General features: G+C 72.9%; 20 protein-coding genes. 16 read left to right on the top strand and 4 right to left on the bottom strand.

All coding sequences use genetic code 11. The annotated features are described in order from the left end of the window. Positions 1–15: 15 nt before the first annotated feature. Together I4J89_RS43690 and I4J89_RS43685 are read right to left on the bottom strand one after the other, a co-directional pair. Entirely contained in the window at positions 16–999 is a 984-nt protein-coding gene (locus I4J89_RS43690) for an ornithine cyclodeaminase family protein (protein ID WP_196420126.1), read from the bottom strand. A gap of 89 nt (positions 1000–1088) precedes the next feature. Continuing rightward, the gene (locus I4J89_RS43685; protein WP_196420125.1) at positions 1089–2315 is read right to left on the bottom strand and encodes an FAD-dependent oxidoreductase; all 1227 of its coding nucleotides are present in this window, start codon (positions 2313–2315) and stop codon (positions 1089–1091) included. A gap of 109 nt (positions 2316–2424) precedes the next feature. On the opposite strand from I4J89_RS43685, the gene I4J89_RS43680 reads away from it, so the two are divergent. From I4J89_RS43680 to I4J89_RS43670, 3 genes are all read left to right on the top strand, one after another. After that, positions 2425–3072, top strand: coding sequence for a TetR/AcrR family transcriptional regulator (locus I4J89_RS43680; RefSeq protein WP_230860610.1), 648 nt, complete (start codon positions 2425–2427; stop codon positions 3070–3072). A gap of 67 nt (positions 3073–3139) precedes the next feature. Continuing rightward, entirely contained in the window at positions 3140–3685 is a 546-nt protein-coding gene (locus I4J89_RS43675) for a hypothetical protein (RefSeq protein ID WP_196420123.1), read from the top strand. A 58-nt stretch (positions 3686–3743) separates the two neighbouring features. After that, on the top strand, positions 3744–5015 hold the full coding sequence (locus tag I4J89_RS43670) for a vanadium-dependent haloperoxidase (protein ID WP_196420122.1): 1272 nt from the start codon (positions 3744–3746) through the stop codon (positions 5013–5015). A 914-nt stretch (positions 5016–5929) separates the two neighbouring features. On the opposite strand, the gene I4J89_RS43665 is transcribed toward I4J89_RS43670, so the two are convergent. Continuing rightward, complete coding sequence (locus I4J89_RS43665) at positions 5930–6559, bottom strand: LysE family translocator (RefSeq protein WP_196420121.1); 630 nt, start codon at positions 6557–6559, stop codon at positions 5930–5932. A gap of 69 nt (positions 6560–6628) precedes the next feature. Between I4J89_RS43665 and I4J89_RS43660 the strand changes: the two genes are divergently transcribed. The 10 genes from I4J89_RS43660 (at position 6629) to I4J89_RS43620 (ending at position 16973) form a co-directional block, all read left to right on the top strand. Then, entirely contained in the window at positions 6629–7534 is a 906-nt protein-coding gene (locus I4J89_RS43660; RefSeq protein ID WP_196420120.1) for a LysR family transcriptional regulator, read from the top strand. 62 nt (positions 7535–7596) lie between these two features. Next, positions 7597–9015 carry a GGDEF domain-containing protein gene (locus I4J89_RS43655; protein WP_196420119.1) on the top strand — a complete coding sequence of 473 codons (1419 nt, stop codon included), beginning with the start codon at positions 7597–7599 and terminating at the stop codon, positions 9013–9015. Between the two features lie 74 nt (positions 9016–9089). Further along, positions 9090–11312: a putative bifunctional diguanylate cyclase/phosphodiesterase gene (locus I4J89_RS43650; protein ID WP_196420118.1), complete on the top strand. Its 2223-nt coding sequence runs from the start codon at positions 9090–9092 to the stop codon at positions 11310–11312. A gap of 61 nt (positions 11313–11373) precedes the next feature. Further along, on the top strand, positions 11374–11466 hold the full coding sequence (locus I4J89_RS50495; RefSeq protein ID WP_230860609.1) for a DUF4175 domain-containing protein: 93 nt from the start codon (positions 11374–11376) through the stop codon (positions 11464–11466). 77 nt (positions 11467–11543) lie between these two features. Next, positions 11544–12764 (top strand): acyl-CoA dehydrogenase family protein, encoded by a 1221-nt coding sequence (locus I4J89_RS43645; RefSeq protein WP_196420117.1) that lies wholly within the window; start codon positions 11544–11546, stop codon positions 12762–12764. Then, positions 12761–13540, top strand: coding sequence for an SDR family NAD(P)-dependent oxidoreductase (locus I4J89_RS43640; RefSeq protein ID WP_196420116.1), 780 nt, complete (start codon positions 12761–12763; stop codon positions 13538–13540). Before I4J89_RS43645 ends, I4J89_RS43640 begins: the two co-directional genes overlap by 4 nt. After that, the gene (locus I4J89_RS43635) at positions 13533–14270 is read left to right on the top strand and encodes an SDR family oxidoreductase (protein WP_196420115.1); all 738 of its coding nucleotides are present in this window, start codon (positions 13533–13535) and stop codon (positions 14268–14270) included. Before I4J89_RS43640 ends, I4J89_RS43635 begins: the two co-directional genes overlap by 8 nt. Next, positions 14267–15286 (top strand): phosphotransferase family protein, encoded by a 1020-nt coding sequence (locus tag I4J89_RS43630; RefSeq protein WP_196420114.1) that lies wholly within the window; start codon positions 14267–14269, stop codon positions 15284–15286. Before I4J89_RS43635 ends, I4J89_RS43630 begins: the two co-directional genes overlap by 4 nt. A gap of 3 nt (positions 15287–15289) precedes the next feature. Then, the gene (locus tag I4J89_RS43625; protein ID WP_196420113.1) at positions 15290–15994 is read left to right on the top strand and encodes a histidine phosphatase family protein; all 705 of its coding nucleotides are present in this window, start codon (positions 15290–15292) and stop codon (positions 15992–15994) included. A gap of 16 nt (positions 15995–16010) precedes the next feature. Beyond that, positions 16011–16973: an SMP-30/gluconolactonase/LRE family protein gene (locus I4J89_RS43620; RefSeq protein ID WP_196420112.1), complete on the top strand. Its 963-nt coding sequence runs from the start codon at positions 16011–16013 to the stop codon at positions 16971–16973. On the opposite strand, the gene I4J89_RS43615 is transcribed toward I4J89_RS43620, so the two are convergent. Continuing rightward, a complete protein-coding gene (locus tag I4J89_RS43615; protein WP_196420111.1) occupies positions 16968–19133 on the bottom strand; it encodes a TerD family protein in 2166 nt (721 codons plus the stop codon). The genes I4J89_RS43620 and I4J89_RS43615 overlap by 6 nt on opposite strands. Positions 19134–19368: 235 nt before the next feature. On the opposite strand from I4J89_RS43615, the gene I4J89_RS51825 reads away from it, so the two are divergent. The 3 genes from I4J89_RS51825 to I4J89_RS52255 all read left to right on the top strand — a co-directional run. After that, complete coding sequence (locus I4J89_RS51825; RefSeq protein WP_196420110.1) at positions 19369–19983, top strand: permease-like cell division protein FtsX; 615 nt, start codon at positions 19369–19371, stop codon at positions 19981–19983. Then, positions 19980–20546, top strand: a complete 567-nt coding sequence (locus I4J89_RS43605; RefSeq protein WP_196420109.1) for a SigE family RNA polymerase sigma factor — start codon at positions 19980–19982, stop codon at positions 20544–20546. Before I4J89_RS51825 ends, I4J89_RS43605 begins: the two co-directional genes overlap by 4 nt. A 105-nt stretch (positions 20547–20651) precedes the next feature. After that, positions 20652–20725: leucine zipper domain-containing protein (locus tag I4J89_RS52255; protein WP_196417566.1), on the top strand; the 74-nt coding region annotated here is incomplete at its 3' end.

Raw genomic sequence — 20725 nt, 5'->3', positions numbered from 1 at the left:
CCGCGCCGCAGACAGTCAGCCGGCGCGCATCGGCACGTGGTTGCCGATGCCGGTCCCGGCGGCCCGGCGCACCGCGGCCCGGGCGGCGAACAGGTCCTGCACCGCCAGGCCGACCGACTTGAACAGGGTGATCTCCTCCGGGCCGGTCCGGCCGGCAGCCCGGCCGAGCAGCACCTCGCCGAGTTCCGCGGCCACCGGCGCCCGGCGGGGCGGGTCCGCCGACAGGATCAGGTCGTCGGCCTCGGCACCGGCGGACTCGCGCCGGTCCACCACCACCCGGCACCGCGCCACCAGGTCCGGCGCCAGCTCGCGGGAGCCCGGCTGGCTGGCGCCGACCGCGTTCACGTGCGCGCCGGGGGCGACGTCCGCCGCCGACAACAGCGGTTCCGGGGACGCCGTCACGGTGCAGACGACGTCGGCACCGGCGGCCGCGTCGCGCGGCGAGACGGCCTCGGTCACCGGCAGGCCGAACCGGGTGCGCGCCCACCCGGCGAACTCGGTGACCCGCTCCGGCGTACGCCCCCAGACCCGTACCGAGCCGATCTCCCGTACCTCAAGCATCGCCTCCAGATGCGTGCGTGCCTGCGCGCCGGTGCCGATGATGCTGAGCCGGGCCGCGTCGGCGCGCGCAAGCGCGCCGGTAGCTACGGCCGAGACCGCCGCCGTACGGATCTCGGTGATGACCGCGGCGTCGACCGCGGCGGTAGGCAGCCCGGTGTCACCGTCGAACAGCACGACAAGGCCGTTGTGCGAGGGCAGGCCGCGGGCCGCGTTGCCGGGCTTCACCACGATCGTCTTGATCCCGAACAGGGTCTCCGCCGGATCGGCCACGCAGACCGGCATGGCGGCGAGGAAGCCGGCCGGGCCGGCGTTGATCACCGTCCGCAGCGGCTGGCGCAGATGTTCACCGGCGGTGGCGCGCATGGCTTCGCGCGCGCACTCGACCGCGTCGGCCATCGGCAGCGCGGCCCGGGTGTCCGGCCCGTCCAACACGATCATGCTTCGCCCGCCCTCCCGTCAGCTCGCGCGCCGCACGCGGCGGCGCACGAGAAAGACCAACCCCGAGCACGGTACGGCGAACCGCACGGTCACGCCGTGATCGCGCGGAACCGCGCCTCCGTCTCGTCGATGGCCGCGATCTGCGCGACGATCTCACCGGGTGACGAGTCACCGACAACCTTCTGCAGAAACGGGGTGCGGTCCAGCAACGCGTCGCGCAGCGGTCGCAGCGGGGCGGGCGCGTGGTGGAAAATCTTGCCGAGGGCGTACGCCTGCTGCACTTGCCGAGCGGTGTGCGGCTTGCGTGGGCCCTCGAACGCTTCCAGCGCCGCTCGCACCGCCGAGTGGTCGGAGAGGTCGACGCCGGCCAGCCGCCGGCCGAGGAAGTAGCCGTCCTCGGTGGCCATGCCCGCGCCGTAAGCGGCGTACGGGCTGGTCGGGTGCGCAGCGTCGCCGACCAGCGTGGCCCGGCCCTTGGACCACCGCTTCAGCGGCTTGCGGTCGCGCAGCACCCACCGCTGCACGTGGGCCGGGTCGGTGGCGGCGATCAGCTGCGGCAGCGGGGCGGCGAACCCGGCGCCCATCCGGGCGGCGGTGGCGTGCGGATCCCCGGTGAACTCGGTGCGCGCGTCGTGGGCGCCGAGAACCCACCATTGGAAGCCGTCCCGGCCCTTGTCCCGGATCGCGGTCCAGCTGCCCTGCACGGTCCGGCTGTGCGACAGCAGGCACAGGCCGCGCTCGGCGGTGACCGTGTCGTCGAACGTGTAGCCGCCGAAGATGTGCAGGTGGTGCTCGCGTTTCGGGGTGTCACCCCAGAGCGTGCGGCGGACCAGGGAGTCGATGCCGTCGGCGCCGACGACCACGTCCACCTCGATCGTCTCGCCGCCGACCATCCGCAGCCGTACCCCGGTCTCGTCCTGGTCGAAGCTGTCGACCGTGCGGTTGACCTGGAGGACACCCGGCGGCAGGGCGGCGAGCAGCCGCGCGTACAGGTCGGGGCGGAGCAGGCCGATGAAGCCGCCGCCGTAGTCGCGCACGACGTCGCCGGGCAGGTTGACCCGGACGCGGGTGCGGCCGGCGGCGCTGCGGAACTCGGTGTAGCAGGGCGCGCCGAGGTCGGTGGTGTCGACGCCGAGCAGGCCGAGCGCCTTGATCGGCGGTGGCCACAGATTGAGGATGTTGCCCGCCGGGCGGGCCCGGGGGTAGCGCTCCAGCAACAGGACCTCGTGGCCGGCCTGGTGGACGGAGAGTGCGGTGGCCATCCCGGCGGGCCCGGCACCGATGACGGCGACGCGGCCACGGCGAACAGCGGACATGGGTACTCCTTGGGAAAGACCGTAGTGGGCGCTACGGTTTCGGTGCAGATGAGGATGTGGTCCGGGTCACCCGGCTGTCAACCCCCGCGGATCAGCGAGGATGGAGCGCATGACGACGCCCGCCGAGTCCCTGGAGATCCGGCCGCCGCTCCAGCAGCGCAGCCGGGAGGCCTGGCAGCGGGTCCTCGACGCCGGGGTGACGATCTTGGAGGAGGGTGGGTACGAGGCGTTCACCATCGCCGCCGTCTGCGAGCGCGCCCAGGTGCCGCCGCGCGCCCTCTACGCCCGCGTCGACAACAAGGACGCCCTGTTCCTCGCCGTCTACGAGCACGGTCTCGCCCGGGTCCGCGCGGACCAGGCCGTGCTCGACGAGCGTGACCGGTGGCGGGGTGTGCCAGCCGAGCGGATCGTCGCGGAGGCGGTCCGGCTGGTCGCCGGGGTCTTCGACCGGCACGCCGCCCTGCTCCGAGCGGTGATCCTGATCTCCGGCGTGCATCCGGAGGTCCACCGCCGGGGCCGGCGGTACAGCCGGGAGCTGGGCGACCAGTTCACCGCCCTGATTCTGGAAACCGGCGTCGAGATCGATCAGCCCGATCCGGGGGGCGCGATTCGAGCAGCCTTCGACACAGTGTTCTCCACCCTGGTGCTGCGTACCGCGTACGGGCCGGGCTTCGCCGCGGCCACCGGGACCGACGAGGACTTCCTGCGCGACCTGACCATCATGGTCACCCGGTACCTGCTGCGCCCCGGCGGGTGACAGGCTGTCGGCGACGCGACAGAGACCCGGCGGCGGCCGGCGTAGCGTCCTGGTCGAGGAGACGACGATGGCGGAACCGGTGACCCTGGCGGTGCTCGGCGCGGCCGTCCTGACCGAGGGCATCACGTTCCTCTACGGCCAGGCCACGGAGCTGCTCAAACGACGCCGCGAACGCAAGGATCAGGCCGCGCTGGTGACGCCGGCGGCGGACGATCCGGTGCTGGCCGGCCGCCTCGAGCCGGTGCCGGTGGACGAGCGGGTCCTCGAGGAGCGCGACGAGGAGCTGATCACGCTGACCGAGCGGCTCGGGTCGTACGTGCACGGGATCCGCCCGGTCGACCCGGCGAACACCGAGCTGATCGCCCAGGTGGAGGCGTTGCGTTCGCTGCTGGAGCTGGCGTACCGGCAGCGGATCACGTTCCGCGGCGAGGAGCGCGAGCCGGCCGGCAGCCAGGTGGACGTGGTCGCCACCGCGAAGCGGGTGGACGGGCTACTCGTCGCGGCCCGGATCGACAGTGTCCGCGGCGGCCGGGTGAACGTCGACGTCGACGTCGAGGAGGTCGGCGAGACCGGCACCGTGTACGGCTTCCAGGGCAGGACGCTCGGCGGCTGAGGCGTCCGATCGAGGACGCATTGACGACTTCCGATGCGATGCGGTGCAGGGTGGTGCCGTGAGCAAGCTTCTGTTCGTCGCCGTTCTGAGCCTGGCCGGCGTGAGCGTTCCGGTTACCGAGCACGCCCACACCGACATCGACGCCGTACGGGTGTGGAACGGGTTCGCGCTCGACGCCGTACGCGCCACCCGCGCCACCGATGCCGACGCCGCCCGCCTCTACGCGATGGTCAACGTCGCGATCTACGACGCGGTCAACGGCCTAGCCGGCAGCCGGGACCGCCGCACCCACGCCCTGGTGCCGGGCCCGGGACCACGCGACGGCGACCCACAGGCGGCCGCCGCCGCCGCGGCGCACGCGGTGCTGGTCCGCCTGGACCCGGCTCGCACCGCCACCTACGACACCCGCCTCGACGCCGACCTGGCCCGCCTCCCCGGCGGCGAGACCGGCGCCCGGTGGGGCCGCGAGGTCGGCCAGGCTGTGGTCACCGCCCGCGCCGGCGACGGCTCCACCCCGGTGGAGACCCAAGGGGCCGGCACCGGACCCGGCGTCTTCCGCGCGGCGTGGGCGGGCGTGCAGTACCGCAACGTGCGCCCGTTCGCCGTCGCCGACCCCGCGCGGCACGTCCCCGGCCCTCCCCCGGCGCTGACCAGCCTCCAGTACGCCGCCGCCTTCGCCGAGGTCGCGATCCTCGGCGATGCCGCGCTGCCCGAACCGGACCTGCTAGCCACCTACCAGTTCTGGTCACTGCCCGCCGGCTCCGGCCAGCCGCCCGGCGAGTGGCTGCGGATCGGCCTCACCGTCGCCGCCGACCGGCACCTGCCACTGGCCGATCAGGCCCGGCTGGCCGCGCTGCTCACGATGGCGCTCGCCGACACGACGGTGGCCACGGTCCGCACCAAGTACACGTACCGGCACTGGCGGCCGACCACCGCGATCCGCGAGGCCGACACCGACGGAAACCCGGCCACCGCGCCGAACCCGGCCTGGTCCGCCCGGGCCGGCAGCGTCGGCGGCACACCGGAGTACGTGTCGGGGCACAGCTCGTACAGCGGTGCCGGCGCGGCCGTACTGGCCGGCTTCTTCTGCAGCGACGCCATCCCCTTCCACCACGCCACCGACTCGGCCCCGGGCGGCGCGGCGCGCGGCTATCCGGGCTTCGCGGCCGCCGCCGCGGAGGCGGGACGGTCCCGGGTCTACGGCGGCCAGCACTTCGAGTTCAGCAACCAGGCCGGTCTCGGCGTCGGCCACGGCGTCGCCGGCGAGGTCCTCAGCACCGAGCTGCTCCGCCGCACCGGCCCCACCCACTTCGGCGCCTGCCCCCGCTGAACGCCCGGAGGTCGCCGCCGCCCACGCACGCAATCCCGGTCACTCTCCGCCTCCCACGCACGCAATCCCGGGGCCGCTCTCCGCCTCCCACGCACGCAATCCCGTGGTCGCTCTCCGCCTTCCACGCACGCAATCCAGTGGTCGCTCTCCGCCTCCCACGCACGCTCTTTCGAGGTACGCGTGACCGGTCGCCCCGCCGGAGCCACCCGTCCCCGCTCTCCCCACGCGATCGGACCGCCACGCGCGGCCCCACCGCGACCGCCGGGAAACGGCACGCCGGCAGGGCAGCGAGGAGAGCCCGGGTCGTCGGGCGGCTAACCGCCCACCGCGACCGGCCCGGCGAACCGCGATGCGCGCTTTGGCAGCCCGCGTGACCACTGCCTGGTCCCGGCGGTCGCGGTGCGGCCGGGACCAGGCAGGGGGTCGCGCGGGACCGCGGGGACGGTCTCTTTTCCGGAGACTGCCAACCCCGTACTTAAAAGGAAGCGAAACGCGGTGAGACAGCCGTGAGCGAGGGCCAAGCAAGATCACCGCTTAGGGACCCTGACTACGGAAGCCCTCTAGCGCCGTTCGCCGCATCCGACTGCAGGCCCTGCCCTCGGCGGTGGTGAGCTGGATCGTGCTGGCGCGGCGCTGGCGGCGGGCGCCGGCTCCGCAACCGTCGTGGGCGTCGGCGCGGCGGCCGGCGGGCTGGCCGTGCCGGTCGGGATCGCCGCCGTGAACGCGCTGGTCAGCGAGCAGACGACGGGCACCGAACGGCGGACCGCGTTCGCCGTTCGAGGGCATCGTGCACGAGAGGGCGGCCATGCTCGCCGGCCGCGCGGTGAGGGGCCTGGCTGAAGCGGTGGCGACCCTGTTGGCCGCCGGCGCGCTTCGGGTGGTGGGCGTGCTTTGCCCGCGAACGCTCGAAAGGCTCACTGCTCCACGGCGAGGCGGAAGCCGAGGGCGATGAGGATGCCGCCGGTGGCGGCGTCGACGCGACGGCTGAGGGTGCGGCGGTGCCGCAGCCATCCGCCGATCCGGCCGGCGAACACACCTACCGCGCCGTCGATCAGGAACTCCAGGACGATCAGGATCACGCCGAGCACGGCGAACTGCACCCATACCGCGCCGAGGGCCGGGTCTACGAACTGCGGCAGGAACGCCACCGAGAAGGCGATCATCTTCGGGTTGGACAGGTTGGTCAGAAATCCGGTGAGGTAGGCGCGGCGGTCGGAGAGCGCCGGGCCGCCGGGGTTTCCCAGCGACAGGTCGCCACGCCGGCGGATCATCTGCACGCCCAGGTAGGCGAGGTAGACCGCGCCGGCGACGCGCAGCGCGGTGAAGGCCTCGGGCACCGCGGTGAACAGCGCGCTGAGCCCGGCGGCGGCGAGCAGGACGTGGACCGCCTCGCCGGTGGCGATCCCGGCCGTGGCTAGCAGCCCGGCGCGGGGGCCGCCGCGCATCCCGCAGCTCAGCACGAACAGCATGTCCGGGCCGGGCGCGAGGGTGGCGACGATCGTGGCGACGGTGAAGGCGGCGAGCAACCGCGGATCGAGTGGCACGCTGCCAGGCTGCCCGAGTCCCAGCCTGGCATCAATGCGTGTCTCAACGGCTCAGCGTAAGTTCTCCTTATGCTGGATTCCCGTCGCTTGAGCCTGCTGCGCGACGTGGCGGTCACCGGCACCATCGCGGCCGCCGCCGTCCGGGCCGGTTGCACCGCGGCCGCGGCCTCGCAGCAGCTCTCGGCGCTCGAACGCGATCTCGGTACGGCGCTGCTGGAACGCTCGGCGCGCAGTGTCCGGCTCACCGAGGCCGGCCGCGTCCTGGCCGAGCACGCCGAACCGCTGCTGGCCTCGCTCGCCGAGGCGGAGCGGGCGGTCCGCGACGTGGCCGGGCTGCGCGGCGGGACGCTGCGTGTGGCGGCGTTCGCCACGGCCGGCACCAGCTTCGTCATCCCGGCGCTCACCGGGTTCCGCCGCCGGCATCCGGACGTCGAGTTGCACTTCACCGAGCTGGAGTCGGACGAGGCGCTGCCCCGGGTGCGGGCCGGCGAGATCGACCTCGCCGTCACCCACGAGTACGCGCCGCTGTCCCGCCCCGATCTGCGGGGTCTCACCCAGCGGCCGCTCTACCGCGAGCCGCTGCTGCTGGCCGTGCCGCGGCGGCTGCGCCCGGCTGAGCCGGCTCCGGCCGTGCTGGCCGACTTCGCCGGCACCGACTGGGTGGCGGCGCTCACCAGCACCGGCTTCCAGGCGGTCACCGAGATGGCCTGCCGTGCCGCCGGGTTCGAGCCCCGGATCAGCATCCGGGTGCACAGCTACCCGATGGTGCTCGCCATGGTGGCCGCCGGGTTCGGGGTGGCCCTCGTGCCGCAGCTCGCGGCCACCGCCCAGCGTGGTGTCGGTTACCTGCCGATCGCCCGGCCCAGCGGGCTGGCCCGGCAGATCTGGGCGACCACCCGGACCGGCGGCCGCTCCCCCGCGGTCCAGCATCTGCTGCGTCATCTGACCGAGGCGCTGGCCCGGAAGACCGGCTGATCCTCAACTCCGGCCGCCAGCCGCCGATGGGACCTCGTCGGAGCCGCCGGAGAGGAGAACGCATGCGCTGGCCACGAGCCACTGCACCGGCCTGGCCCGTGCACGTCCTCTGCCTGGCCGTCTCGGTCGTCGCCATGGTCGCGTACCACCTCGCCGGCCACGCCGGGCGCCCCTTCGTGCAGACGGTGGTCGCCGCGATCCCGGCCGCCGCGTTCGCGCTGGCGCTGGCCACCGGGCATCTGGCGCACCGGCGGCCGTGGCTGGCCGCGGTGGGCGGTCTGGTCCTGCTGCTGGTCGCGCAGGCGCTCTGGCCGGCCTGGATCCGCGACGGGCACCTGGGCCGGGGCGCGGGCGGGATCACCGACCTCACGCTCTCCGCCGCACACGGCCTGTTCCTGGTCGGTACCGCCATGGCGCTGCGCCGGCGGCTGGCGCAGGACATCGCCGGGATCGTCGACGCGGCCCTGCTCGGCCTCTGCGCCGGCGGACCGGTGTGGGTGTGGCTGATCCAGCCGCACCTGGCCGCGGACGTCTCCGCCTTCGGCGAGATCATGCTGTTGATCGACGTGCTCACGCTGTCCGGGGTGATCGGCTGCTTCCTGCGCATGGCCACCGCCGGCGGTCCCGGTCGCGGACCGATCCTCTACCTGGCGCTCACCGCGATCCTGACGCTGGCGGCGATCAGCAGCAGCACCCAGGGCCGCGACGCGACCGCCTACCTGTGGCTGCTCGCCTTCCTGTTCCTGGCCACCGCCCCGCTGCACCCGGGCGCGTTCGCGGTGACCGAACCGCACGGCGCCGCCGGTTCCGGCCGCGACCGCGCCCACCTCGGCTGGCTGGCCGCCGCGCTCAGCGCGAACCCGCTGCTCGCCGCGGTGCAGACACTGCGCGGCAGCGAGTCCGCCAACCTGCTGCTGCCGATCGGCACCCTGCTGGTCATCCCGCTCGTGGTGGTCCGGATCCGCCGGCTCACCACCCAGCGGGAGCGCGCCGAGCAGACGCTGGCGTACCAGGCGTCCCACGACGAACTGACCGGCCTGCACAACCGGCGGCACGCCCTGGCCGAGATCGACCACGCGCTGGACCGGCTCGCCGGCGGTGATCTGACCGGGTTGAGCGTCCTGCTCTGCGACCTGGACGGGTTCAAGCCGATCAACGACCGCTTCGGGCACCTCGTCGGCGACGAGGCCCTCCAGGTGGTGGCCCAGCGGCTGACCGCCGTCACCTCGCCGGACGACCTGGTGGCGCGGCTCGGCGGCGACGAGTTCCTCGTGGTCCGCCGCAACGCGAGCGCCGGTGACCTGGTGGGGCGCATCCACGACGCGCTGCACGAGCCGATGATCCTGTCGGCCGGGCCGGTCTCGGTCGGCGTGACCGTCGGCACCGCGCACGCCCGGCCGGGCGACGCCGCCGACCGGGCCACGTTGATCGCCCGCGCCGACACGGCCATGTACGCCGGAAAGAGCGCCCGCGCCGCCTGACCTTTCCTCAACCGGAAAGTCCGTTGGCCGATATTCCGATCGCATGATTCGGTACGAGTGAACCAGGAGAAGGCATGAGGGTCGGTGCGGCTGCCGTGGCCGCCGCAGCGTCGATGCTGGCGGAGCTCGGCCTGATCGCCCTCGGCACCCAGGTTGGGCTTCCGAAGGTGCTGGTGTGGATCCCGGCCGCGGTCGGTCTGGTCGTCGCCCTGCTCATCTGCCGCCACACCGCCCGTACCGTCGACGGCCCGCTGAGCGCCTTCTGGCGGCGGCTGTCGCTCGCGGTGACCGGCATGCTGACCGCCGCGATCAGCCAGGCCATCGACGTCCTGACCCTCCCGAACACCGGCGTGCCGCCGGTCAGCTACCGCACGATGCTGATCTACATCATCGCCTCGGCCGTCGCCGCCACCGCCACGGTCCGTCTGCCGGCCGGCCGGCGCACGTGGCGGCAGCGGGCCACCGCGGTCCTGGACGTCGCCGTCGTCGCCCTGGCGGCCGGCATGGCCGGCTCGGAGTACCTGGGCTGGTTCGGCCGTCACCTGGCCGGCGAGCCGGCGGCGGAACGCCTGAACATCGCGGTGCTGGCGATCACCACCGCGGGCGTCGTCATCGTGCTCAAGGCCATGATGACGCGGACCAACCCGATGCCGTGGCCGGCTCTGTGGTTCCTCAGCCCGATCGCCCTGGCGGCGCCGCTGTCGGTGCTCCTGATCGAGGTGTTGCGGCCGTGGCCGTACCTCAACGGCAGCGCCGCCGTGCTGCCGGCCGCCGGCCTGATGTGCTCGCTCTCGGCCCGCCTGACCAGCCGTTCGCCGCTGCCGGCGGACCCGCAGCTGTCGTACCGGCGGGGCACCGTCGTGCCGCTGCTGGCCAGTGCCCTCGCCGGCGCGCTGATCGTGACGGTGTACGCCAAGACCGGTCACGTCGGCGGCATGCTGGTGTCCGGTGCGGCGACGATGCTGGTGCTGGTCGCCGTCCGGCAGGCGTTCGCGCTGGCGGACAACACCATCCTGCTCAACGCGGTCACCCACCACGCCGAGCACGACGAGCTGACCGGCCTGTACAACCGCCGCCACCTGGCCGCCGCCATCACCGACCGCACGGGTCCGCGCACCGTGGCGCAGATCGACCTGATCGGTTTCCGGTCGGTCAACGAGAGCCTCGGCACCACCGCCGGCGACAAGCTGCTGACCGCCTTCGCCGCGCGGATCACCGAGGTCGCCGGCAGCGCGGCCGTGGTCGCCCGGGTCGGCGGCGACGAGTTCGGGCTGCTGCTGCCCGGCCCGGCCGGCCTGGCCCCGCTCGACCGGCTGCTCGCCCTCGGGCGGGAGCCGCTGCACGTCGACGGCCAGGAGGTGCTGATCGACGTGGCGGTCGGTGTCGCCGACGGTGGCGACGCCGAGGCCGGCGACCTGTACCGGCGGGCCGGCATCGCGCTGCGTGCCGCCATGGCCGGGGTCGGACCCACCGTCGTCCGCTACGACGCCGCGCTGGAGCAGCAGGTGACCCGGCGCAGCCAGATGGCCGCCGACCTGCGCCGCGCACTGGCCGAGGGCGAGTTCCACCTGCTGTACCAGCCGATCGTCGCGCTGCCGGACGGTCGCATCTCCAGCGTGGAGGCCCTGATCCGGTGGACCCGGGCGGACGGCCGGGTGGTCTCCCCGGCCGAGTTCATCCCGGTCGCCGAGGACACCGGCGCCATCACCGATCTCGGCGCGTGGGTCCTGGAGACGGCCTGCGCGCAGGCCGCCGCCTGGCAGCGGCGGCACGGCGGTGCGGCTCCCCGGGTCGGCGTGAACGTGTCCGCCCGGCAGCTGCTCGACCCGCGCCTGCCGGCCACCGTCGCCGCCGTCCTGGACCGGTACGGCCTGCGTCCCGACGGCCTCACCGTCGAGGTCACCGAGACCGCCGTCTTCGGTGGCGGGCACGCGCTGGCCACGGTGGCCGCCCTGTCGGCGCAGGGCATCACCATCGCCCTCGACGACTTCGGCACCGGCCACTCGTCGCTGGGCCTGCTGCGCACCTGCCCGGTGGACATCATCAAGGTCGACAAATCGTTCGTCGACGGGCTGGGCGGCAGCCCGCAGCAGGAGGCCATCGTCACCGCGCTGGCCGGTATCGCCGCGACCATGCGGCTGGACCTGGTGGCCGAGGGCGTGGAGACCGAGGCGCAGGCCCGGCGCCTGGTGGAGCTCGGCTACCGGCTGGCCCAGGGCTTCTACTTCGCCCGGCCGATGCCGGCCACCGAGATCGACGCCATGATCGAGCAGGCGGACAGCCGCCAGGCGGCTTGATCGATTCGTACCGCGTGCCGCGGGCGCCAACCGGCGCCGGGAGCGGCTACAGTGCGCCGTCATGGTGGCATTGAAGCTTTGGCATCTGTTCGTCTGTCTCGGCGTCGTCGGCGCGTTCCTCGCGGCCGCGTGGTTCGGCGTTCGCCGGATGTGAGACATCTTGTCGCGTACGATCAAATGCTTGTCGCCGATGATCAAGCGCAACCCATCGCCACCCCCTAGCGTGTCCGCATGGACTTCACCCCTTCCGAGCGGGCGGCCGAGCTGACCGAGGCGGTCCGGGCCTTCGTCCGCGACGAGATCGAGCCGGTCGAGCAGCGGCTGCGGCGCGCCGGCGGCGACGACCGCTGGCAGGTACCCGAAGAGGTACGCGAGTTGCGGCACAAGGCCCGCGCCCAGGGTCTGTGGAACCTGTTCCTGCCGGCCGGGCACGACGACGACCGGTACGGCACCGGCCTGTCGAACGTCGACTACGCGCCGGTGGCCGAGGCGACCGGCTGGTCACACCTGGCGCCCTACGTCTTCAACTGCAACGCCCCGGACACCGGCAACGCCGAGGTGCTGCTCCGCTACGGCTCGCCGGAGCAGCGGGACCGCTGGCTCGACCCGCTGCTCGACGGGCGGATCCGCAGCGGGTTCGCGATGACCGAGCCGGAGGTGGCCTCCTCGGACGCCACCAACATGCAGCTCACCGCGGTCGTCGACGGCGACCGGATGGTGCTCAACGGCCGCAAGTGGTGGACCACCGGCGTCGGCCATCCGGACTGCGCGGTGCTGATCGTGATGGGCCTGACCGACCCGGACGCGGACAAGCACGCCCGGCACTCGATGGTCCTCGTCCCGCTCGACACCCCGGGCGTGCGGGTGGAACGGATGCTGGACACGATGGGGTTCTTCGACGAGCCGTTCGGGCACGGCGAGGTGTCCTTCACCGACGTACGCGTGCCGCTGTCGAACGTCATCGCCGGCCCCGGCCGCGCCTTCGAGATCGCGCAGGGCCGTCTCGGCCCGGGCCGCGTGCATCACGCCATGCGCCTGGTCGGGCTCGCCGAACGCGCCCTGTACCTGGCCTGCGAGCGCGGCCTGTCCCGGATCGCGTTCGGCAAGCCGCTGGTCAATCTGGGCGGCAACCGGGAGCGCATCGCCGAGGCCCGGATCGCCATCAACTCGCTGCGGCTGCTGATCATGCACGCGGCGTGGAAGCTCGACACCGAGGGACCGCTCGCGTCGATGTCGGAGGTGAGCCAGATCAAGGTGGCCGCGCCCAACGTGGCCCAGCAGGTCATCGACTTCGCCATGCAGATCCACGGCGGCGCCGGGCTGTCCAGCGACTTCCCCCTCGCCAGCGCCTGGACCGCGGCCCGGGCGATCCGCCTCGCCGACGGCCCGGACGAGGTGCACCGCGGCGTCATCGCCCGTATCGAACTCGCCCAGCACGGAGCGTCCCGATGAGCCGGGTACTGATCACCGGCGGCGCCTCCGGCCTGGGCGCCGCCCTCGCCGCCCGCTGCGCGGCCCGCGGCGACCAGGTGCTGGTCACCGACGTGACCGAGCCGGCCGCCCTGCCGGACGGCGCCGCCTTCCAGAAGCTGGACATCACCTCCGAGGACGACTGGGCGGCGGCGCTGGACCGGGTACGCGCGGACTACGACGGCCTGGACGTGCTGGTCAACAACGCGGGCATCGCCGCCGGGGGCCGCATCGACCGGCTCGGCGCCGACCACTGGCAGCGGGTGCTGACCGTCAACGTGCTCGGCGCGGTCAACGGCTGCCGCGTCTTCACCCCGCTGTTCAAGGAGCAGCGCGGCGGCCGGCTGGTGAACGTGGCCTCGGCCGCCGGGCTGGTGCACGCGCCCGCGATGAGCTCGTACAACGCTTCGAAGGCGGCCGTCGTGGCCCTGTCCGAGACGCTGCGTCACGAGCTGGGGCCGTGGGGCGTACACGTCTCGGTCGTCTGCCCCACGTTCTTCCGCACCAACCTGGCGGCGTCGATGTCCGGTGACGACCCGATGATGGTGCAGGTCGCCACCAAGCTCATCAACCGCGCACCGCTCGGCGCCGACGAGATCGCCGCCCGGGTGCTGCGCGACGTCGACGCGCGCAAGTTCCTGATCATGCCGGACCGCCCGGCCCGGATCGCCTTCTGGACCAAGCGGCTCGCGCGTGTCCTGTACGACCGCCGGATGATCGCCACCGGCCGGAAGATCATGGAGTCCTCTGATGGGTAAGGGCGTCGTCCTCATCACCGGTGCGAGCGCCGGACTGGGTGAGGAGATGGCGCGGCAGTTCGCCGCGCTCGGTTACGACCTGGCGCTCTGCGCACGCCGCACCGACCGGCTCCTGGCCCTGAAGGACGAGCTCAGCGGCAGCCGGGTGAGCGTACGCCAGCTCGACGTCACCGACGACGAGGCCGTGTTCACCGTGTTCCGCGAGTTCGCGGCGGAGTTCGGCACCATCGACCGGGTGGTCGTGAACGCCGGCCTCGGCAAGGGCGCGCCGCTGGGCAGCGGCCGGTGGGACGCCAACCGGGCCACCGCGATGGTCAACTTCGTGGGTGCGCTCGCACAGACCGAGGCGGCGCTCGAGATCTTCCGGGCCCAGCAGCGCGGCCACCTCGTGCTGATCTCGTCGATGTCCGCGCTGCGCGGCATGCGTAAGTCGATGACCACCTACGCGGCCACCAAGGCCGGGGTGGCCGCGATCGCCGAGGGCGTCCGGTCCGAGCGGATCCGCGGCGTCGACGTGTCGGTGATCTTCCCGGGCTACATCCGCTCCGAGATGAACGCGCACGTCCAGCAGAAGACCCGGTTCATGGTGGACACCCCGACCGGCGTACGCGCGATGGTCGCCGCGATCGAGAAGCGCAAGACGAAGGCGTACGTCCCGGCCTGGCCGTGGGTGCCGATCGGCGTCGCGATGCGCACCCTGCCGATGTCCGTGGTCCGGAGAATGGTTTGACCGCGCCGGTACGCGCCGAGGACGCCTTCGACGTCGCCGCGGTCGCCGCCTGGCTGGGTATCGACGTCCCGGAGGTCCGGCAGTTCTCCGGCGGCGCCTCGAACCTGACCTACCTGCTCGGCGACGACCTCATCCTGCGCCGCCCGCCGGCCGGGACGAAGGCGAAGAGCGCCCACGACATGGGCCGCGAGTACCGCATCCAGTCGGGGCTCGCGCCGGTCTTCCGGTACGTGCCGGAGATGGTCGCCTACTGCGACGACGAGTCGGTGATCGGCTCGGAGTTCTACGTGATGAAGCGGGTCGACGGGCACATCCCGCGCAAGGAACTCGGTCTCGATCTCCCGCCGGACAAGGTCCGGCAGCTCTGCACCGGCGTGCTCGACCTGCTAGTGGACCTGCACTCGGTCGACCCGGCCGCCGCCGGCCTCGCCGACCTGGGCAAGGGCGCCGGATACGTGTCCCGCCAGGTCGACGGCTGGAGCCGCCGCTACCGGGCGGCACGCACCCGGAACGTGGGCTCGTTCGAGACCGTGATGGCGTGGCTGCGCGACAATCAGCCCGCCGATCGGGGCACCTGCCTGATCCACAACGACTTCCGCTTCGACAACATCGTCCTCGACCCGGGCGAAGCGCGGCCGGTGGCGCTGCTCGACTGGGAGATGGCCACCCTCGGCGATCCGCTGATGGATCTCGGCGGCGCCCTCGCCTACTGGGTGCAGGCCGACGACGGGCGGCTGTTCCGCGCGTTCCGCCGGCAGCCCACGCACACACCCGGGATGTTGACGCGGCGGGAGGTCGTCGACTACTACTGCACGCGCAGGGGCATCGATCTCTCCGACCGGCAGTGGGCGTTCTACGAGGTTTTCGGGCTGTTCCGGCTGGCGGTGATCGTGCAGCAGATCTACTACCGCTACCACCACCGGCAGACCCGCAACCCGGCGTTCCGGCACTTCTGGGTGGCGAGCCTGATGCTGGAGGCGCGGTGCCGGCGCATCATCCGCCGGGCGGGGAGGTAGGGCGTGGGGCGGCTGTTGCTGGTCCGGCACGGTCAGGCGTCGTTCGGCGCGGACGACTACGACGCGCTGTCCGAGCTGGGCGCGGAACAGGCCCGGGTGCTCGGCAAATCGTTGGCGGGACGGGGGTTGCGGCCGGATCTGGTGCTGTGCGGGTCGCTGCGCCGTCAGGAGGCGACGGCCGCCGGGATCCTCGAAGGACTCGGCGACCAGACCGTCCCGGTGAGTGCCGACCCGGGCTGGGACGAGTTCGACTTCCAGCACGTCGTCGAGGTCCATCAGCCGGCGTACCGCGATCGGGCGTACCTCACGGCGGAGCTGGCGCGCAGTGACCAGCCGGCGCGCGCCTTCCAGGAGATCTTCGAGGCGGCCACCGGCCGCTGGTGTTCCGGTGACTTCGACACCGAGTACACCGAGTCGTTCCCGGCCTTCCGCGAGCGCGTCGCGGACGCCCTTGAACGCGGCGGCGAGCTGCTGCGGCAGCAGCACCGAGACGTGGTGGTGGTCAGCTCGGGCGGGCCGATCGCGATGGCCGTGGCGCAGCTGACCGCCGGCCGCGACGCAAACCCGGCGATCTGGGCCGCGCTCAACCGGGTCACCGTCAACACCGGCGTCACCAAGCTCGTCTCCGGGCGGCGCGGGCTGTGGATGTCCACCTTCAACGAGCACACCCACCTGGAATCCGATCCGCGCCTGCTGACCTACCGCTGACCCCCTGGAGGACCGGATGGCTCGTCGCCTGATCAAGCCGCGCCGGTGGACGCCGCCGGCACTCTCCGACAGCGGGCCGACCGGCCCGTTGCGCGTGTCGCGCCGGCTGCCCACCGGCGGGCACGGACCCGAGGACGTGGTCTTCGACCACGCCGGGCGGATCATCGCCGGCACCGCTGACGGGCGCATCGTGCGCATCGATCCGGCCACCGGCGAGCGCACGGTGCTGGCCGAGACCGGCGGGCGCCCGCTGGGCCTGCACGCCCGCGCCGACGGCGGCGTGCTGGTCTGCGACCACGACAAGGGCCTTCTTGAGGTACGCCCGGACGGCACCGTCGAGGTGCTGGTGGCGACCCCCTTCCCGAGCAACGTCGTGCAGGGCGCCGACGACACCATCTGGTTCACCTCGTCGTCGCTGCGCTGGGACCTCGACAACCACCTGGGGGACGTCTTCGAGCACTCCTGCACCGGCCGGCTGCTGCGCCGCGACCCCGACGGCACCGTCACCACGCTGCTGGACGACCTGAAGTTCGGCAACGGGCTGGTCCTGGCGCCGGACGAGTCGTACCTGCTGTTCGCGGAGACCGCCGGCTACCGGATCCGGCGGCACTGGCTGAGCGGGCCGGACGCCGGCCGTACCGAGGTGCTGATCGAGAACCTGGCCGGCTTCCCCGACAACATGTACCTGGGAACCGACGGCCTGCTCTGGGTCGGCATCGTGGCGCCGCGCAACCCGCTGCTCGACCGCCTGCTCCCGCTACCCGGCTTCCTGCGGGTGCTGGTGTGGAACCTGCCCGAGGCGGTACGCCCGAAGGCCACCATCCTCGCCTGGGTGATGGCCTTCGACCTCGACGGCAAGCTCGTTCACGACCTGCGCACCACGGACGGCTCCTACGGGTTCGTCACCTCGGTCGCCGAGCACAACGGGACGATCGCCCTGGGCAGCCTGATCGAGGACGACGTGGCCGTCCTCTCATAGGAGGTCGGCCAGGAGCTTCTCCGGGCGCAGGACGTCGTACGTGCAGCCTCCGCCCGTACCGAAGGTGATCGTCGCCCGCGACCGGTCGTCGACGAGCGTCGCACCGCGGGCCCGGACATGACGCATGGCCAGGTCCGCGACGCTGACCTTGGTGTCGCGGCGGCCGGCCACCGCGGACACCAGCGTCGCGATGTCGTTCCCGTCCTGCTCGACCCGCGCCCGCGGCCGCCCGTTCAGGTAGACGTCCACGTACAGGATCTCGTGGGTGTCCAGGTCCAGGAGCATCGGTACGGCGTAGCGCTTGCGGCCGGTCAGCGGGAACGCGTTCGCCACCGTGGCCGGGTCGAACACGCGTACCCGGCTGGTCGCGTCGTTGCGCGACATCCACCCCGTGTACGCCTCGGCGAGCGCCTCGAACGCCGGCCCGGCATAGCGGAAGATCACCGGCACCAGGTAGCGCCAGCCCTTCCGGCGCGCCATCCGGGCCGCCTTCGCCAGGTTGATGTCGAGGAACTCCTCGGCGCCGTCCGGCGCGGAGGTGAGGTCACCGGAGTGCGTCATCACCCCGTTGCCGAGATTGGTCCAGGACACCTGGTCGGCGATGCGGAACCCGGCGTCCAGCGCGATGCAGGACAGATCGAGGTCGCTGGTCCGGTCGGCCTCCCGCCAGTGGACGAACAGCCGCACCACCTCGGCCTCCCCGACCGGCAGCCGGCTGCCCCGCTCCACCTGGACCAGGCCGGCGGCCGTGGCGCGGAGCTGGTCGGGCAGCAGCAGGCGGTCCAGGCCCGGCTCCACCCACACGGACTCGCCGTGCCAATCGCCCTTGGCCGCGATCCGCGCGTCCACCGCCGCGTCGACCGCGCCGAGCAGGTCCTCGCGGAACTCCTTCGGCACGGCGAGGTGGCCGCGCTCGCGCACGATCGGCAGCGCCGATCCGTCCTTGCCGAAAACCACCCGGGGGTACGTGCGACCGTTGTCGGCCAGCTGTGCCCCGGCGGCCAGCAGCACCCGCAGCGGAATCCGCTCCCGGCTGTCGGTGAGCGCGCCGACCAGCGCGGCCCGCTGCTCCGGCCCGGTGGCCAGGGCGGCGAGCCGGCGCAGGCCACGGCCGAGCAGCCCGGGTGCCTCGGCGGCGGCCAGGCGTACCGCCGCGGTGTGGTCCTGGGCCAGGGCACGCTCGAACCGGGACGGGAACGAGGTGTAGTCGTGGCGGCTCTCCCGCAACACGGCGAGCGTCTCCCGCACCCGGGGCGCGCGGAACTCGCCGACGTGCAGGCCACGGTCGATCGCCAGCCACAGCCCGCGCCGGCGGAAGACGTCGCCGAGCCGGTCGCTCGCCTCCAGGGTGTTCACCACGACGCGGCGGTCGGCGCGGGACAGACGCGGGAACGTCACCGGCGCGGTGAGGCTGACGTCGCCGCCGGCCAGCTTCGCGAACAGGCGCAGCAGGTCGTCCGGGGTGGCCCCGGTGTACGGCAGACGCTTGCGATCGAACGCCCAGATCAGCTCGAACAGCAGGGTGCGGTTCTCCCGGAAGCGGACGTCGCCGACCTCGACGCCGTCCAGCCCGAGCCGGTTCACCAGCACGCCGAGGTCGTTCTGCACGTCCTCGCGCAGCGACGCGGCGCTCGTGAAGCAGTCCCGCATCCAGTCGCGCAGCCGAGTCTCGAGCTCGCCGGCCTCCACCAGCCGCACGGTGATCCACTCGATCCGGCTGTCGCGCGGGAGCAGCCGCTGCGCGCGCCGGTCGGCTTCCGCGCGGTCCCGGTCCTGCGGGATCGAGGACGCCGGCCACCAGCCGATCCGGCTGAAGTCCAGCGCGTCCCGCCAGGCCCGCTCCGACCAGTCGTTGCCGGCCATCCGCGCGCGGGCGACGACGAACCGGAACACCGCGTCGTCGAACCACGGCAGCCGCTCCGGGAATCCCGGGAACAGCGGCGCGTACGTACCCGACCCGCCGCGCCCGGCCCGCACGTGCGCGATCAGCTCGCGGTGCGGCCCGGCCAGGCCGTCGGTGATCGCCTCCGGGTTGGCGAACCGCACGCCCACGTGCGCGAACTCGGCGAGCAGCGGCGCGGACACCCCGGGGGTGGTGACGCTCCCCGGCGTCACGACCAGTCCCAGGCGGTCGAATCCGATGCGCTCCAGCGCGTCCACGTGCACCCCCGCTCGAAATGGGAATCGGCGCCGCGATGCGGCGCCGATGTGAGGAGAGTGCCCGGGCGAGTTCACCAAGAAAGAGTCGAAGTATGCCCGGGCTAGGCCTCTGTGCGGGAGCGTACGGGAGCCGGCCGGAGCCCCGCACTCCAATATCGTTCGCGGGTGTGACCGGATCGGGTGTCCACCGAGTCATTACCGGCAGAGACCCGGACCGGACAACGAGGAGAGCCTGGTGGAACGGAATCTGAGGGAGCACTTCGAACAGGCGGTGAGCGACGATCCCGGCTTCGCGCTCGGTGATCTGGCGCAGGCCGCCATGGTCGAGGGTGGGCAGATTCGCCGGAACCGGCGCACCCGGCTGGCCGTGCCGGCCGTGGCCGCCGGGGTGGTCGCGGTGATCGGCGCGGTGGCCGGCCTGAACCTGTTGCCGGAACCGGCGGAGCCCCAGGCGACGATCGCGGCGGCGATGATGCCGGTGTCGGCTCCGTCGTGCCAGGAGAAGCCGGTGGAGACCGGCGCCACCGACGCGGCCGTCTTCCTCGGCCATGGCACGACCGACCGGCAGCGGACCAGGCTCCTGGCGACGCTGGAGGACGATCCGCGCATCGCGGCTGTGGCCTTCGAGAGTCGCGAGGAGGCGTACCAGAAGTTCCGGATCCGGTGGGCGAAGGACCCCGACTTCCTCGCGGCGGTCGACGTCGGCTCGTTCCCCGAGTCGATCCGGCTGCGCCTGAAGACGCCCGAGCAGTACACCGCCTTCCGCTCGGAGTACGTGACGGCGGACGGCGTCAACAGCATCGTGGGCCGCCGGTGCAGTGCGGATGCCCCGGTCGGAGGGACCCTGTGACCGAAACCGGCATCGCGACCCCGGCCGGCGTGCTCACCGGCTGGAGTGCGTCCCGCAGGCGCGCCAAGGCCGCCCGCGACGAGGAGTTCACCGCGTTCGTGGAGTCCGCCGGCACCCGGTTGCGCCGTACCGCGTACCTGATGTGCCGGGACTGGCACCTCGCCCAGGACCTGACCCAGCACACGTTCGCCAAGATGTACGCGGTCTGGGGCCGGATCCGTACCGGTACGAACCTGGAGGCGTACAGCAGGCGGGTGCTGATGAACGCGGTGTTCGACCAGAACCGGCGGCGCAGCGGATCCGAGATCGTGCTGGGTGAGCTGCCGGACCGGCCGGACGGGACTCCGCCCGCGACGCCGGAGCTGCGCGTGGACCTGGCCGAGGCGCTGGCCCGCCTGACGGTCGAGGACCGGGCGGTCCTGGTGCTGCGCCACGCCGAGGACCACAGCGTGGAGAGCGCGGCGGCGATCCTCGGTCTGTCCACCTCGGCGGTGAAGATGCGCAACGCCCGCGCGCTGAGCCGCTTGCGGGCACTGCTCGGCGACGACTTCACCGGCCCCTAGCTGTAATGACCATGAGCGTTGTTGACTGCGGCGTGGCTGCTTGAGATGTGAGGAGACCTCCGGCGAGGTGGAAGTTGCGACGCTTTCACCGGAACCGGAGGTCTCATGGCCCACCGTAACGCCCGACTGACCGTGCACGGCCGACGGCTGCTCATCACGCGTGTCGTGCACGACGAGCG

Origin of the sequence: Actinoplanes aureus (genome assembly GCF_015704865.1) — a bacterium.
In the GTDB taxonomy this organism is placed as follows: Bacteria; Actinomycetota; Actinomycetes; order Mycobacteriales; family Micromonosporaceae; genus Actinoplanes; species Actinoplanes aureus.
This window is presented reverse-complemented; position numbering and strand designations above follow the sequence as displayed.

Coding starts and splice junctions, on each gene's coding strand:
- I4J89_RS43680 (WP_230860610.1), top strand. CDS start 2,425: ATGACGACGCCCGCCGAGTCCCTGGAGATCCGGCCGCCGCTCCAGCAG.
- I4J89_RS43675 (WP_196420123.1), top strand. CDS start 3,140: ATGGCGGAACCGGTGACCCTGGCGGTGCTCGGCGCGGCCGTCCTGACC.
- I4J89_RS43685 (WP_196420125.1), bottom strand. CDS start 2,315: ATGTCCGCTGTTCGCCGTGGCCGCGTCGCCGTCATCGGTGCCGGGCCC.
- I4J89_RS43655 (WP_196420119.1), top strand. CDS start 7,597: ATGCGCTGGCCACGAGCCACTGCACCGGCCTGGCCCGTGCACGTCCTC.
- I4J89_RS43635 (WP_196420115.1), top strand. CDS start 13,533: ATGGGTAAGGGCGTCGTCCTCATCACCGGTGCGAGCGCCGGACTGGGT.
- I4J89_RS43650 (WP_196420118.1), top strand. CDS start 9,090: ATGAGGGTCGGTGCGGCTGCCGTGGCCGCCGCAGCGTCGATGCTGGCG.
- I4J89_RS43660 (WP_196420120.1), top strand. CDS start 6,629: ATGCTGGATTCCCGTCGCTTGAGCCTGCTGCGCGACGTGGCGGTCACC.
- I4J89_RS43645 (WP_196420117.1), top strand. CDS start 11,544: ATGGACTTCACCCCTTCCGAGCGGGCGGCCGAGCTGACCGAGGCGGTC.
- I4J89_RS43690 (WP_196420126.1), bottom strand. CDS start 999: ATGATCGTGTTGGACGGGCCGGACACCCGGGCCGCGCTGCCGATGGCC.
- I4J89_RS43620 (WP_196420112.1), top strand. CDS start 16,011: ATGGCTCGTCGCCTGATCAAGCCGCGCCGGTGGACGCCGCCGGCACTC.
- I4J89_RS50495 (WP_230860609.1), top strand. CDS start 11,374: ATGGTGGCATTGAAGCTTTGGCATCTGTTCGTCTGTCTCGGCGTCGTC.
- I4J89_RS43640 (WP_196420116.1), top strand. CDS start 12,761: ATGAGCCGGGTACTGATCACCGGCGGCGCCTCCGGCCTGGGCGCCGCC.